The 16,374-nt window shown below is 47.7% G+C and carries 8 protein-coding genes; 4 read left to right on the top strand and 4 right to left on the bottom strand.

Annotated elements, in window-relative coordinates:
* Positions 1–120: 120 nt before the first annotated feature.
* The 4 genes from ACE1CM_RS43630 to ACE1CM_RS43645 form a co-directional block, all read right to left on the bottom strand.
* Complete coding sequence (locus ACE1CM_RS43630) at positions 121–2,865, bottom strand: condensation domain-containing protein (RefSeq protein ID WP_374885657.1); 2,745 nt, start codon at positions 2,863–2,865, stop codon at positions 121–123.
* Positions 2,862–8,498, bottom strand: a complete 5,637-nt coding sequence (locus tag ACE1CM_RS43635) for a type I polyketide synthase (RefSeq protein ID WP_374885658.1) — start codon at positions 8,496–8,498, stop codon at positions 2,862–2,864. Before ACE1CM_RS43635 ends, ACE1CM_RS43630 begins: the two co-directional genes overlap by 4 nt.
* Before the next feature lie 155 nt (positions 8,499–8,653).
* The gene (locus tag ACE1CM_RS43640; RefSeq protein ID WP_374885659.1) at positions 8,654–9,826 is read right to left on the bottom strand and encodes a PEP-CTERM sorting domain-containing protein; all 1,173 of its coding nucleotides are present in this window, start codon (positions 9,824–9,826) and stop codon (positions 8,654–8,656) included.
* Between the two features lie 3 nt (positions 9,827–9,829).
* Complete coding sequence (locus tag ACE1CM_RS43645; RefSeq protein ID WP_374885660.1) at positions 9,830–11,596, bottom strand: condensation domain-containing protein; 1,767 nt, start codon at positions 11,594–11,596, stop codon at positions 9,830–9,832.
* 813 nt (positions 11,597–12,409) lie between these two features.
* On the opposite strand from ACE1CM_RS43645, the gene ACE1CM_RS43650 reads away from it, so the two are divergent.
* The 4 genes from ACE1CM_RS43650 (at position 12,410) to ACE1CM_RS43665 (ending at position 16,301) form a co-directional block, all read left to right on the top strand.
* Positions 12,410–13,588: an RNA-guided endonuclease TnpB family protein gene (locus ACE1CM_RS43650; RefSeq protein WP_374885661.1), complete on the top strand. Its 1,179-nt coding sequence runs from the start codon at positions 12,410–12,412 to the stop codon at positions 13,586–13,588.
* Positions 13,589–13,630: 42 nt separating this feature from the next.
* Positions 13,631–14,227, top strand: coding sequence for a M48 family metalloprotease (locus tag ACE1CM_RS43655; protein WP_374885703.1), 597 nt, complete (start codon positions 13,631–13,633; stop codon positions 14,225–14,227).
* A gap of 23 nt (positions 14,228–14,250) precedes the next feature.
* Positions 14,251–14,670: a hypothetical protein gene (locus ACE1CM_RS43660; protein ID WP_374885663.1), complete on the top strand. Its 420-nt coding sequence runs from the start codon at positions 14,251–14,253 to the stop codon at positions 14,668–14,670.
* A gap of 422 nt (positions 14,671–15,092) precedes the next feature.
* Entirely contained in the window at positions 15,093–16,301 is a 1,209-nt protein-coding gene (locus ACE1CM_RS43665; protein WP_374885665.1) for an RNA-guided endonuclease InsQ/TnpB family protein, read from the top strand.
* The last annotated feature ends 73 nt before the right edge of the window (positions 16,302–16,374 follow it).

The following is a 16,374-nucleotide window of genomic DNA, read 5'->3' on the forward strand; positions in this document are numbered from 1 at the left end:
ACCAATTACCAATGTCACAACTATTAACTAGCAACTTTCTTTAATAAAGAGGGCGCAACGCTTGCGCCCTCTTTATACCAAATGCTGCAACGACTGGGCAAGCATTCAACTGGTAGTTGATCAGATCAAACAGCTAGACTGGTGTGCTGGGTTAACACAGCGATCTATACAAGCCTTCAATTTTGGGGCTAATACCCGGACATGAGGTTCTGCAACTAAGCTAGTGTGATCGCCAGGAACCTTATGAATCTCCAATCCACCCGCAGCCACTTTGTCCCACCCTAATTCGTCACTATCGCCTCCCTCGCTGGAAATAAAGACGCTTTCACTGGCGCGGAAGAGGGTGACTTTGCCTGGATAGATTTTTGGCGTGTAGCTAAACAGCACCTTATTATAGGTGTTTGTAATCGCTGCTTCTCGCATCAGGTAAGGCAAGGGGCGTCCCGGACGCGGGTCTAATTTGTAGGCAATCAACTCCAGCTGATGCTGAGTTTTCTCCTTGAACTTGTTGGCCTTTTCCAGAAGATAGGACGACTTTTCTTGAGGTTCGAGTTGTGAAAAATGACTCAAAACTCTTAAACCGCGCTTCAACTGATTTTGAAGTTGCCAGTACCAGCCCAATCTTTCGAGGATAGACCTTGTAATTGAAAAATTCTCTGTCCTGTATTTGTCATCGGCTATGCAACGCGCTCTTAAGTAATCGGGATTGTAAGAATCAAACAAAGCAAGCAAGGCTACCTTCTCACCTTGCGCGACCAGTTGCTGGGATATCTCGAATGCAATGATGCCCCCACCGGAAAGACCACCCAAAAAATAAGGGCCTTCGGGTTGCACAGTACGGATTGCTTTGATGTAATGATCTGCCATTTCTTCAAGGGAAGTGTGGAAGGTTCCTTTGCCATCAATTCCTTGCGCCTGTATTCCATAAACGGGTTGCTCCGACCCCAAATGGCGCGCTAAAGCTACGTAGGTAAGGACGTTACCGCCAACCGCATGAATGCAGAACAGCGGTGGTTTAGAACCACCTGTTTGAATCGGTACCAATGAAGACCACGAACCCGACCATTCTTCTTGACCAATCAAGTTAGCGAATTGCTCGACGGTTGGTGCTTGAAGCAGGGTTGACAAGGGCAGGTTTTTGTTAAAAGCTTTCTCGATTTCCGCAAACAGTTTGACCGCTACTAAAGAAGTTCCTCCCAAATCGGAGAAGAAATTATCCCGAATACCAATTGGCTGGATGCCTAAAACTTTCTCCCAAATCTTTGTGAGTTTAATTTCTAACCCATTTCGGGGAGCAACAAAGGTTCGTTTTTGCGCTATATTGCAGCTATCTGAAACACCATTTTCATCAATTAGCCGCTCGGTTTGTGTGGCCTTTAAGCGGGGAATTGATGAGATTTGCTCTTGAGGATCGGCAATCAATTCTTCCAGCAAATTCTGGTAATTATCCAACATTTTGCCGATGGTATTGCCATCGAACAAATCTGTTTTGTACTCGAGCGCCACTGTCAGAATGTCCCCGTTTTCTTCCACGAATAGGGATAAATCAAAATCAACCATTCCCCTGTGGACATCGAGGCGACTCGCGGTGATGCCTGGTAAATCTAGACCCAGATAGGGAGCCTTTTGTAAGCCAACGATCGCTCGATTCAACGGCGTGCGAACTAAGTCTGCCAATTCCTGAAAAGGTAGGTCTTGGTGTTCGTAAGCCGCTGTAGTAACTTGGCTGCCTCGACGCAGTAAATCCTGAAAACTTGGGTTGCCAGACAAGTCGGTACGCAGCGGCAATATATTGTTGAAGTACCCAATTAAATCTTCGATTTCCGATTGGTTACGACCGAGAACCGGAGAACAGACAACGATATCTTCTTGCCCTGTATATCGATTGAGCAATGTTTTAAACGCCATCAACAGGGTGACGAATAAGCTCACCCCTTCCCGCTGACTGAGAGACTTCAAATCATCGGTGAGATTTTTGGCTAGTACTAAACGTTGAATTGCGCCTCGGTAAGTCTGGATAGTCGATGCAGATCGATCCGCAGGCAGGTGGAGTGGGGAAACCCCTTCTCCCAGATGCTGCTGCCAGTAGTTTAGTTGAGACTTGATCGCTTCACCTTGCACCCACTGCCGATGCCAGGAGGCAAAGTCAGCATACTGGATGGGTAATTCGGGCAAGGGTGCGGCTTTGTAGCGTGCAGAAAGTTCTCGCAAGAACAAAGTTAAAGACCAGCCATCGGCGACAATGTGGTGCAGGGTCACCAGCAACCAATCTTCGTCTTCGGCTAGGCGCAGAAGTTTGACGCGCCACAATGGCCCCTCTGCCAAATTAAATGGCTGTTGAGCCTCCTGGGAAGCTAGCCGCTGAGCTTCTACTTCCCGCTGGTTTTGAGGCAGATTTTGCAGATCTATTACTGGCAGGTGGAAGGTTGTTACCGGGGAAATCTTTTGCACGGGTTTTCCATCCACCCCTGGAAACGTGGTTCGCAGGATTTCATGGCGTCGGGCAATTTCCCCCACGCTCTTTTCCATCGCCGCCACATCGAGGACACCCGTGAGGCGAAAAGCTAGAGGGAGATTATAAACCGAAGTATCGGGAACCAATTGATCGAGCGACCACAGCCGTTGTTGAGCCAAAGACAGGGGCAGATCTGGATCTCGCGCTACGGGCAATATAGTTTGATTCGAGGTGTTGGCATTGAGAGACTTTTGCAGCAACGCCAAGATTTCTGGTTTGTGTTCGACTAGAGAATCGCGCAATTCCCCAGTCAATACACCCTTGGGAGCCTTGATGCACAGCTGGTCATCTTCGACCCACAACTTTACACCCCGCTGGGATAATTCCACCAAAAGTTCAGTCGGTTTCATAGTCTGATTACCTCCTCCTCTTCTTCTTCATTCAAGTCAGCAGATGGGGCTTCTATTAAGGTGATGCTCGCTAAAGCTAATTGCTCTAACAAAGCATTTGCTAATTGGTCGATACTGGCTTCCACAATAAATTTCTTCATCGGTAGGTCTACCTTAATGTCAGTTCTGATCCAATTCCGCAATTGAATACTCGTTAGGGAATCAAGTCCCAATTCGTTCAATGAATGGTGAGCTTCTGGCGGATTGGATGCATCTAGACCAAGGACTTTTGTTACTTGAATTTGCAGATAAGCAATTAAAAGTTCCCGCTGTTTTTCTGGTGTTGCTGTCTGCAATTGATTCATCAATTCCGCAGTTGGCAATTGCATTGACTGGCCTTTTGCTTGTTGCCGCGCCTCCTTAGCTAAGTCGGAGAATAAAGGCGGGTATGCATCTGCGGGGAATTGTTCCAGGAACTTCGACCAATTCGCCGATACCACTCCAATTTGGGCCGCATTTTGTCCCAGCAATTCTTCCAATACTTGCAATCCTTGTTGGGGTGCGATCGCTTCCATTCCGCGTGCCTTCATGTAATCGGTGGCAGCTTGAGACGTGGCGACTGCCCCGACTTCCGACCAACTGCCCCAGTTAATACTCAATCCCGGTAGCTTTTTAGACCGACGATGGTAGGCTAAGGCATCGAGAAACCCATTGGCAGCCGAATGGTTGGCTTGACCTGCATGACCCACCAGCGAGGCAACAGAAGAGAACATGACAAAGAAGTCTAAAGGCAGGTTCCCAGTCAAAAGGTGGAGGTTCCAAGCACCTGCTAGTTTGGGATTCAATACCTTGGCAAAGCGTTCCCAGTCTAGCTGTCCCAGGGTGCCATTATCCACAACCCCGGCGGCGTGAATTACCCCACGTAAAGGTCGTTGCGACTGCTCAATTTCCCTGATGATCCGAGCAACTTCTTCTGGCTGAGTGACATCGGCTTTTGCCACAACTACTTCAGCACCCATTTGCTCTAATTCTTCGATTTGACCGCTACCGCTGCGGCTTACCAGTACTAAATGCTTCGCTCCTTTTTCTACCATCCAACGAGCCACCAGCAAACCTAAACCACCCGTACCGCCGGTAATTAGATACGTACTGTCCTCGCGGAAAGTAAATGTTTTGGGTGTATTTTTTGTTTGGTGACTGTGGACTAACCTGGATACTTGACGAATGCGATCGCGCCAAGCCACTTCATCTTCCTGACTCTTTAACCAAACTTCCTCAAATAACTCTTGCGCCTCATTCCCCCTGGCATTCGGGTCTAAATCCACCCGCACGCAATGCAGTTCTGGGTGTTCCAAGGCAATAACCTTACCCATTCCCCACAAAGCAGATTGCGCCACTCCCGGCATATTACACCCCGCCGGTACTGCACCCCGCGTCACCAACCACAGCGAAGGCAATTCCGACAATCCAGAAACGAGAGATTGAACTAAAGAAAGCGTACTACCGCATCCTTGCTGCGAAGCTACCCCTAAGTCTGCACTCGTTAAAGATTCTGCACTTACTGCATCCAAACTCCACAAATGCACCACCCCGTGTAAGGGAGAGGCGGAGAAGGGGAGACGGGGAGACGCGGAGAGTTGTCCGGAAACATTCCCCGCGTCCCCACCTCCCCGCGTCCCCGCGTCCTCTTTACCCAATGTTGCCAGTAATTGCCGCCAGTCGGTTGGGTTAGCTGGATCGATGCTAAATTCTTGCTCGCATAACTGTTGGTACTGTTTCCCTGCAAACACAAGTGTACAAATCTCACCTTGCGACCGCAGCTTGGTCGCCAATTGCTGCCCGATTCCTTGACTCTCCGCCAAAATTAGCCAATTTCTCGGATTTGATCCGTTTAACTCCCATGCAACCTCGGCTGTTTGAGCCACAGGACGCCATTCCACTTCATATAACCAATCCTGCAAAGCTTCGCGCCAGGCTTCGCAACGCTGGCGTTTCAGCTTTATTCCCTCGATTTTGGCGATTATCTGTCCATCCGGGGCATATAGATGCAAGTCGGCGCTTATAGTTTGCGAATCTTTCGCCGGATGCACTACAACTTGACTCCACAAGCTAGTGCCGGGACGGTGGTAAACTTGCAGGCGATCTAACCCGACTAGGGGATAGGTAAATTGCTTGTCATCGGGGAAAGCAACGCCTAAAAGCTGGAACGAAGCATCTAATAAGATGGGATGCAGGTGATAGTCGGAAGCTGTGGCGACTAATTCTTCTGGTAATCGGATTTGAGCTAACGCGCTTATACTACCCCCACCGTTGCCGTTGCTGGGAGGGGAAAGCATGAGTTTTTCAATCCCTTGGAACAAGCGATCGTAATTGAGGCCGCGTGCTTGTAGGTTTTGGTAGTAGGATGCGATCGCTAACTCTTCACCACACTGCGCTTGTAAAGCACCTAAATCAACCCTAGACGCACCTTCATCTCCCACCAAAACTCGCCCGCAAGCGTGCAGCATCCACCCAGGGTTCTCACTTTCATCCCCAGTCAAGCTAAAAATGCGGAATGAGTACATTTTATCCCCAATTGGGGACAAAATTAACTGAACGGTTTTCACCTCATCTTCTGGTAGCACCAGTGCTTGGTGAATCACCAAGTCTTCTACCAATAACCGATCGGACTTTAACGCCGCCACCCCAGCCGCCAAAGCCATTTCCAGATAACCGGAAGCTGGCAGGATCGCCGTCTCAAAGAAGCAATGGTGCTTCAGAAAAGCTTGCCAATCAAGGCTAAGAAGCGCCTCGAAACGAATATCTTCCGTCCCCGCTAGGGATAATTTTTGACCCAAAAGCGGGTGAATATTTTTGCTGCTTGTCCTTGACAAAATCTGGCTTTTATGTATTGAAACTTCATTCGCTTCAATCCAATGGCGTTTGAGATCGAAGGCATAAGTCGGCAAGGGCAAGCGGTGACGCCGTTCGCCTTCGTAAAATCCCGACCAATCCACCTGTACCCCAGCCAGCCAAAGTTTACCCAAGGTATTGAGCAAGAAAGCCAAATCCGATTGACTCTCTTGCGGATGGCGCACCGAAGTCAGCACCACTTGCTCGGATGGCTTATCTGGATGCTGAAGCGCTAACGTAGACAAAGTCCGCCCAGGGCCAACTTCCAGCAGGATTTGATCCGCATCTTGGAACAACTGTTGCAGACCTTCAGCAAAGCGCACAGTTTGGCGCAGGTGTTTTGCCCAATAATTCGGATCGGTTGCCTGTTCAGCTGTAATCCAAGTGCCGGTGACGTTGGAAACATAAGGAATTTCCGGGGGATGGAGAGTTACTTTTTTAACCAATTCGGCGAAAGAATCCAGCACGGGTTCCATCATTTCCGAATGGAAAGCATGGGAAGTATAGAGGCGGCGACCTTCCACGCCTTGGGCGGCTAATTGCTTCTCCAACCCATCGATAGCTTCCCCAGTCCCCGAAACCACGCAGCGAGATGGGCCGTTAATTAAAGCGAGGGAAAGATTGTTACCTAGATAAGGTTGCAATTCCCGTTCTGAAAGGGGAACGGCGATCATCGACCCTGGAGGCATCTGCTGCATCATCTTCCCCCGTGCCGCAACGAGAGATAAAGCATCTTCCAGGGAGAACACCCCTGCAATACAAGCGGCGACGTATTCGCCGATACTATGCCCGATGGTGGCGGCGGGATGGATTCCCCAAGACATCCACAACTTCGCCAAAGCGTACTCGATCGCAAACAGCGCTGGCTGAGTAATAGAAGTTTGTTTAAGTTGCTCAGCCGCCTCCTGAGCCTTATCCTCCCTCGGATACAGCAGATCCCGCAGATCGATCGTCTCGTTCCCAGGTTCAACCTGGGAACGACATCCGGGAGGCTCTGCCTCCCCTAATCCAAGGTGTGAACCTAAATAAGGTTGGAGAATTTCCGCACAGAGATCGATTTGCTCGCGGAAAGTCGGCTCAAGTTGGTACAGTTCCAGAGCCATATTGACATACTGCGACCCCTGCCCAGAAAACATGAAGGCGACAGATCGTTCTTTCGGCTCCTGCGACTGTGTAACAATCCGTTTCGGATCTAAAGTTTCCAGGGCAGTTACAGCATCTGCCAAATCGCGGCAAACCAACATCCGCCGATGATTAAAACCCCGACGCCCCACTTGCAAGGTATAAGCGACATCAGCCAGATTCAGATCCGGATGCTGCTTCAGGTGTGCGGCTAAATTTTTAGTCGCCGCTTCCAAGGCAGAATCAGTTTTAGCCGAAAGCAACAGTAATTGCCAGCTTCTAGAAGCATCGGAAGGTTCCGTCACTGGAGCTTCTTCTAAAACAGCATGGGCATTTGTGCCACCAAATCCCAAGGAAGTTACCCCAGCGCGGCGAGGCGTGCCATTAGTTTGCCATTGGCGCCTGGTTGTATTGACGAAAAAGGGACTGTTAGCAAAGTCGAGATTTGGATTAGGCTGCTCGTAGTTCAAGCTGGGTGGAATCAGCTGGTGTTTGAGCGCCATTACCGTTTTGATCAGACTGGCGATACCCGCAGCCCGATTCAGATGACCCACGTTGGGTTTAACCGAACCAATGGCACAGAAACCCTTTTTATCAGTACTGGCGCGGAATGCTTGCGTCATTGCCGCTACTTCAATCGGATCGCCCAAAGCGGTACCAGTTCCGTGAGCTTCCATATAAGAGATTGTTTCCGGCGAGATACCAGCAACTGCTAGCGCCTCAGTAATTACCCCTACTTGCCCATCTACGCTAGGAGCCGTGTAGCTGACTTTTTGCGTCCCGTCGTTATTAATCGCCGAACCCTTAATAACGGCATAAATATAGTCCCCGTCTGCCAGAGCATCTTCTAATCGCTTCAGCAAAACCAGACCCAAACCGCTACAAAATAGAGTGCCTTGTGCTTTAGCATCAAAAGTGCGGCAGTGTCCGTCGGGGGAAGCGATGCCGCCTTCTCTGTATAAATAACCAGCTGTTTGGGGAACTTGGATCGAAACCCCACCTGCCAATGCCATCTCGCATTGATAATTCAGCAAGCTTTGACAGGCTGTATGTACCGCCACCAATGAGGTAGAGCAGGCGGTATTGATGCTCATGCTCGGCCCAGTTAAGCCCAGTTTATAGGAAATGCGCGTTGTGAGGTAATCGCGATCGTTACCTAGTGAAATGGGGTCTTGTTGCTGGAGCCAATCGAAGTCTACCAACTTGAGCAAATCCGGATTGGAACTGAGGTTTCTATACAAGTAACTACTCATCGAGCTACCCGCATAGATGCCGATCCGACCTGGATATGTTTGCGAGTCATAGCCAGCATTTTCTAGAGCATTCCACGCACACTCTAGTAACAGCCGCTGTTGCGGGTCCATTGCTTGCGCTTCCCTTGGGGTAAAACCAAAGAACGAAGCATCAAACATCTCGATGTCTTCTAAAACCGCATTGGCTTTGACATAGTTGGGGTTATTCAGTAGAGCTAGGTCTACACCCGCCGCCGCTAACTCTTCATCGCTAAAAAATGAAATAGACTCGACACCGTTGCACAGATTCTGCCAAAACTCCTCAACATTTTTTGCCCCCGGAAATCGACCCGCCATCCCAATGATGGCTATAGGTTCTATAGATTCAAATGTTTCTAAGTTATCCATTATTTTTCCTTTTTTATTGTCTTGTTGAGCGAAGCCTCATTTTTTTTTCTGGCTTTGCTATCTGAACCTATAAACCAGGTTTTTTCGGAGATATCTCTTGACAAATCAACGTTTTTTCCGCTCAACCAGGTTTCTTTGCCTGAAAAAGTATTTTTTTAGGATTTCTTTTTTAATTTTTTCTGCTTTTTAGAAAGCTTTCTTTTAAACAAAACTCCAAATCCCAGAACCATAATCGAACCCAGGATAGTCTCAGATGGTTCGGGTACCGCAGTTGAACCCACTCCGATTTCATAGATAGTACCAACACCAGTCGCTCGGTTGTTTTCTGATACGTAGAGACTGATCTCACCTAGTCGCCCCGAACTGGACGGACCGAAATCTAAATCGCGCAGGTCTTCGGCAAATCCGGTAGCGAAGGGGATGGCACCGCTAAAATCCGACTTGATGCGGATAATTGACGATGAAGGACTCTCAAAACTTACTGCATAGAAGATGTCACCTGTTATGGGATCGACAGTCCCTCTCGAACCATAACTATTACCTCTAAAGTATGAACGCACATCTATATAGTCGCGGAACCTGAAAACATCTTGGAGGCGACCGTCAGGCAATACTTCAATCAGCTCACTCGCGTTATCACCCATCATCAAGAGCTTGCCGTCTCTTGTAACCACGTGATCGTCCCAAGCTTCTCGGGGTATTACCGGAATCAGCGCCTGAAGATTATTGATACTGCCACCCTTGGGAACGCTCCACAAACCTTTCGGCCAATCGGAAGATATAATAGCTGTGTTTCCGTCTGGAGTGAAGGTCAAACCACTGGCTGTCCAGATGGTTTCCCCGCCAGCAAATTGCCTTGGTGACCCTCCTGCCGGGTCGAAACCCCAAACACCCTTGTTTGTTGCAATGTAATACAGTCCTTCAGGACCCAAAGTTAAGTCATTTCCCCAGGTGCCATTATTTCCGGCTTCCAGGATTGGTCCAACCTGACTGGCAGTGCCAAGACCCGTGGATTTAATCAATCGGTTCAGGGTACTGGGATGGTCAAAAAAGTCATTACAAGGAAGATTATTCGATTGAGTGACGAAAACGCCGCTGCCGTCGGGGGCTACTTCCAGTCCTCCCATGTAGAAGGGTCTATCAGTTGGGATGTTGGGTAGGTTACCAGGGGTGCAGTCGAGACCTGGAGGGCTGTTGAGCAAGCCACCAGTATCGTAGATAGAGAGCGGTCCAGCTGTCGGTTCGAGAACGATTACGGCTGCTTTCACAGGTTCTAGACCACCAACAGCTAAGATTAAACCAGCCAAACCCGTCAGTAATTTTTTCATACTTCAACGGCTCGTCCTTTGCTGCATCAGTTGTTTGCGCCGCGCCAGCGCTTGTTTTTGTCGTTGAGCATTGTTCTGGATTTGCTTCAAAGCTGTTGTCTCTCGATCTTCCTGGCTGAGATATTGGGACATTCCTCTTATGGTGGGATATTGAAATAAGTCCACCACCGATATTTTTCGGTGAAAAATTTCTTGCAGTTTGCCGACGACTCGCGCTATTGCCAGTGACTGACCGCCGAGTTCAAAAAAGTTGTGGTGAATCCCAACTTTTTCTATTTGCAGTACTTCTTGCCACACCAGAGCAATAGTGCGCTCTATCTCTTTCTGAGGCGCTACATATGTGGGTTCCACCTCTATTTTCTTGGGCGTTACGAGTTCTGTTTCTCTCAAGGACGGCAGGGACGAGAGGCGTTGATTTGGATTAGCAACCAGACTTTCCAACAACCTCTGAAAATGCTCTAACATCTGGGTGATGGTAGTCGCATCAAACAAGTCAATTTTGTAATCTACAAACCCAGTCAGGGTTTCTCCCGTCTCTTCCAAACATAGGGAAAAATCAAAATTGGCTGTGCCGTTGGGGATATCCTGGAAACTAACTTTTACACCAGGCAGATCGAGAGTCTGACTTGCGGCTGGTTGCAGGGCAAAAAAACCGCGAGTTAAAGGCGTGCGTGCTAGATTTGGCAAATCTGCGATCGCTTGAAAAGGCAAATCCAGATTTCTATATGCTGCCAATACAACTTGGCGCACTTGACCCAATATCTCGCCAAAATTTGGGTCGCCTCCCAGGTTTGTCCGCAGCGGCAATATATTAATAAAATAGCCGATCGTATCTTTAGTCTGGAAGCGATGACGACCGGCAATTGGCGAACATATCAGCATGTCTTCCTGCTTTGTATATTCGTAGAGCAGCATTTGAAATGCTGCCAGCAGGGTCATGAACAGAGTCGTTTCTTCCCTAGCGCTCAATTTCTTCAGTTCTTCTGTTACCTTCTTGTTGATGACCAAAGATTGACGCGCCCCTCGGTAAGTTGGTACTAAAGGTCGTTCTTTATCAATCGGTAACTCCAACGGCAAGACGTTCCCTGTCAAATGCTGCTCCCAGTAAGCTAGCTGCGACTCCCACTTTTTACCTTCTATCCACTCTCTCTGAGAAATTGCAAAATCTGCATACTGTTTGGGTAGATCGGCAAGTGGCGAGGACTTTTGGCTCAAAAATGCTTCGTAAAGTGTCGCCAGTTCCTGCATAAATATCACCAAAGACCAGCGGTCAGAAATTATGTGGTGTAATGTCACCAGCAATAAGTGTTCCCCTTCGTCCTTTCGCAGCAGTTTGAAGCGCCACAACGGACCAATTATCAGGTCAAAGGGTTGCTGCGCTTCCTCTTCTGCCAACTGCTGCGCTTGCGCCTGTCCCTGTTGGGGCGGCAGTTTTTGCAGGTCTATTACTGGTAGCGTTACCTCTAACTCTGGGAAGATGAGCTGAATCGGTTGCCCATTTACTATCGAAAAAGTTGTTCGCAGAACTTCATGGCGTTGCACAATTTCCCGCAAGCTCTGCTCCAGTGCAGTCAAGTTGAGCCAACCCGTCAAGGTATAAGCGACTGGAATGTTGTATATCGAACTGCCAGGTACTGATTGCTCGTGGAACCACAATCGCTCTTGAGCCAAGGAGAGGGGGGCATATTTAACTTCCCTAGCTTGTCGATCGAGTGCTTTTTTTAACAGCCCTGGGTTTTCTGTGGGCCAAAGTTCCTTTCTATTGCTCATTGGTAGACACCTTTCAAAACTTGTATATCAATGCAAGTCAACTTTGAAGCTTTAATTCATTTGTTCTTTGGGTTAACAATCCGAGTGCAGCAAATTCTGCCATCCCTCGTACCAGGACAGCGTCTCCTACGTATTTGTACTGATTTTTTAGTCTAATCTGCTTGCGCTTATCGTAATTTCACGCAATTTTTCTGTCTATTTAATTTTTTATCCCGTCAAATCAAATTTTATAGGTAGATTCTGAATCAAGATTTCATTTTTCTACCAGATCGTTGAGTTAAAGTCTCGCGCCGCGCGATGCTCAGTTTCGCCCCTGCGCGAGCGTGAATCAATCTACTTTGCTGCACCCAGGCGACTTGGCGAGCGATTAAACCGCAGTTTTACTGATTTTTAGACCAAGCCGATTGATGCAATCGTAATTTCACGGAAATTACCTGTCAAGAAAATTTCATCTTACTTCATTAATTTTTCGTAATAATCCACTATTTGTGTAACAAGTATGCAAACCCGTACCGGCAGGTTGAAGTTTTCCGCCGTGTCAAGTATAATGGCAGCTTTTAAAATTAAACAAAATACTCTCCCGTCGGTGGAATAGATGAGCCTGTCAAGCCGACGATATTAAAAGGAGGTTTTTGGCATGAATCAGTTGAAAACCGTTGCCTTATTAGGTCTGTTAAGTGCGCTACTGATTACCAAGACCTTAACGAGAGGTTGAAAGCCCCCGTCATTCATGCGGGGGATGAAAACCGAACGGCTAGTTTTAACTAGCCAGTATCTTACAGAGTACGGTAAGATAAGTGCTATACTGATTGTATGGCAGAACTAAAATTGACACTTAAGCTTCCTTTCTATCGGCTGAACCAAGTCAAAGCACTTGAGTTTGAGCGGCTAACTGCTATCAACACTCAGGTTGCTAACGATTTGCTGGCAGTCGATAAGAAAGAGCGTAAGAAGTTGACTAGCTCTGCTTTTCGTCATGTCGAAATCGGCTCGGCTTGGATTAATCAGACAATCCGAAATACAAATGCCAAAACAAAGGTGAAGCATTTTAAGCGGATGTTGTTGGAAACCAACAATCAAAATTTTGAGATATCCAAGCAAGGTAATTTCTTCACCGTTGCTTTCAATTTGTTGAGAGGACGGAAAGGGCGAATTCCTCTTGATGTTCATGCAGCCTCGCATACCGAAGTCTTGAACAAAGTGATTGACGGCTCTGCCAAATTGGGGAGTCTGAAGCTTTGCAAATCCAAGAAAGGAATTTGGTATGCCCTCATTTCTGTATCGATGGACGTTCCCGATGCAGGCGTGATTAAAGGCTGGATTGGCGTTGATCGAGGACAAAACAATATTGCAGTCGCAGCATTGCCCAAATCTTTCGGAAGATTCTGGAATGGTCGCAAAGTCAAAGCACTTCGTAGACGGTTTCAGAAGCAACGGAAGTCGTTGCAAGAAGCGAAGAAGCTCAAGAAAGTGAAGCAACTCGAATCGCGTGAGCGTCGGATTATGACGCAAATCAATCACGAGATTTCTAAGCAGTTGGTACAGTTTGCCAAAGACTTCGGGATGGGGTTGCGCTTTGAGGATCTCAGCGGGATTCGCCAAACCTCTAAACAACGCAAGAAAATCAAGTCTGATGCGGCTGAAAACCGCGATGCGTGGTCGTACTATCAACTGGAATGCTTCACCCGCTATAAAGCGATTCGTGCGGGTGTTCCCGTCGAATCCGTTCCCGCTCCGTACACGAGCAAATCGGATCATCGCAATGGTGCGATCGGTAAACGAGTAAAACATCAGTTCAAGGGATTCGATGGTTATCGGTGTAACGCAGACTGGAACGCTTCTCAAAATATTGGGCAGTGGTTGGGGTTTGCTTGTCCGTTAGATCTTCAGAAAGCTGTATCTACAATGGGTGCGGCTGATTTAGCGGATGGGGTCAATGACAGTCCCAAAACTGGTGATGCGTCTAACTCAGTGGCTTCAGCCCTGAGTTAGACAACCGCTAGAATCCCCCTGATTCATCTGGGGGAGTGTCAAATCGTTCCCACAAGAGCCGCTAACGCCTTCGCGACGGGAAGAGATCCGAAACACGCCGCAGTTGCAGTCACTGAAGGCATTATGAGGATTTTGCCAGAGGAAGAACTCGAAGCCGTCATTGCCCACGAACTGAGCCATATTTACAATCGCGATACCCTGACTCAAGCCGTTGCTGCTACCATCGCCGGTGCAATTTCATTTTTGGCTCAAATGGCTAGTTACGGCATGTGGTTTTCGGGAGGACGAGATCGAGAAGGAGGTACCAATCCCATCGGATTGCTGTTGACGTTCATACTCGCACCGATTGCGGCAACCGTGATTCAGATGGGAATCTCTCGCACGAGAGAGTTCGCTGCTGACGCTGGTGCTGCTAAACTCACTGGTAACCCGCGCGCCTTAGCTAGAGCGCTTCAACGCTTAGAAAGCGGTGCGAGGGAAATGCCAATCGAAGCGAACCCAGCATTTGAGCCGCTTCTGATTATCAATCCCTTCTCAGGTGAGTCTATTTTCCAATTGTTCTCTACTCATCCCTCCACAGAAGCACGCATTCAAGCATTGCTGAAGCTGGAGCAACAAATTTCTGGCTCTCGCTATTAGTTCTTTAAGTGGTGAGAAAAAACATGACAGAACCAACTCCTAACACCGAAACTGCAATCGTGGAAGTCACCCCGCAAACAGACGCCCTGGTAGAAAAAGAAATGGCGGGGGAATCCGACGATCTCAAGCGCGAAACCAAAGCATTAATCGACGCGCTGAAAAAGCGGGCGCAAGCCGAAGCTGCCGCCGCCACGGAAACGGCACAATCAGTTGGCACGATGACGCGGGATGCCTATCTGGATGCGGTGCGGAAAGCGAGGGAAACCTTGGAACAAAACCAACTGTTATTCGAGCGCGATCGCATCGAATACTCGATGAAACTGATCCAGATGGAAGCCGAGAAAAACTGGGAATCCATCTTAAATGAAGTTAAAGAATGGGGCGATCGCCTAAGCGAAGCTGCCAAAGCCGCCTGGGAAAAGCTGACAGCACCCCGCGAGTAGGTGAGCAGGGGAGCGAGTGAGCAGGTGCGCGGGTGAGAAATGTAGGGGCGGGTTTTACCAATAACCTGTCAGAAAAACCGACAATTTAACTCTTCGGGCCCCGGTGGGTGAGCCAGTGAGATTGTCTATTCAAATTTTACTCTGGCGGCGGATGCTCACCAGCCCAAATTTGTAGGGGTGCGGTACGCCGCGCCCCTTTTTGGTGATTAAAACAATGTCGATTATGTTAGATAATCAAAAGGTTTTGCTTTAGCTTGAGCCGACAGAAGCCCCACGTCTGACACGGGTACGGCAGCGTGGGATGAATGGCGGGTGAGTTGACGACAGTTTTCCGACCGATGCGACAGCAAGGGAGGAAAACATGGAGGAAACGAACAAATCTTATGCTATAATCTCTTATAACAAACGCTGTTTACTCTAATATGCTTAGAGTCGTCAAAGTTAGGCTATATCCAGATACCCAGCAACAACAGTTACTAGCGCAAGCTTTTGGCAGTTGTAGGTGGCTATGGAATTATTGCTTGAATTTGATGAATAAAACATACAAAGAGTCTGGCAAGGGGTTGTCTGGATATGAAGTTAAAAAGATAATTCCCCAGTTAAAGAAAGAGTATGAGTGGTTGTCACTAACTTACTCACAATGTTTGCAGCAAGTTTGTTTAAACCTGGGAGTTGCTTTTAATAACTTCTTTGAGAAAAGGGCTAAATATCCTAGATTTAAATCAAAACATGGGAAGCAGTCTATTCAGTATCCTCAAAATGTCAAAGTCAAAGATAACTGCTTAACGCTGCCAAAAATAGGCGATGTCATAGCAGTTATTCATAGACAAATTGAGGGCAAAGTTAAAACTGTAACTGTATCCAAGAACTGCTACAATCAATATTTCGCATCTATCCTATTTGATGATGGCAAAGATAAGCCAGAACAAAAAGCAGATGGCAAAGCAATAGGTATTGATTTGGGACTGACTCACTTTGCTGTTACCAGCGATGGCTCTAAATTCGACAATCCTAGAATACTCAACAAGCATGAAAAGAACTTAAGACTCAAGCAGCAGCAACTATCTAGAAAACAAAAAGGTTCAAATAACCGTGTTAAAGCTAGAAAAAAAGTTGCTAGAGTTCAGAGAAAAATAACTAACTGCCGAGAAGATTTTCTACACAAGCTATCGCGTAGGATAGTTAACGAAAACCAAGTTATTGTGGTTGAAAATATTAATGTGTTAGGCATGATGCAGAATCATAAACTTGCCAAATCCATCCAGAGCGTTGGATGGGGTATGTTCTGCACCATGTTGAAATACAAGGCAGAAATGTCAGGGAAAATTTATCTAGAAGTTGATAGATTTTTCCCTAGTTCAAAAACCTGTCACGTATGCCTAAATCAAGTTGCTAGCTTACCGCTTGATATAAGATTCTGGACTTGTGAAAATTGCCAAACTAGGCATGACAGAGATATCAACGCAAGCATTAACCTTCGTGATGAAGGATTACGAATTTTCACCTCTGGAACGGGGGATAAAGCCTGTCGCCCAGATGTAAGTCGGAGTAAGGGAGGACGCAAGAAATCCACTACTACGCTTTCTGTTGGGCAGGAAGCCCACACTGTACCGTCAGGTCAGTGTGGGTAGTTCACAATCCTAGATCCGACTCTCACTGTAGGGAGTCCATCCCACTGCCAACTACCCACTACCGATTACCCAA

Source organism: Microseira sp. BLCC-F43, assembly GCF_041929235.1.
Classification (GTDB): Bacteria; Cyanobacteriota; Cyanobacteriia; order Cyanobacteriales; family Aerosakkonemataceae; genus Microseira.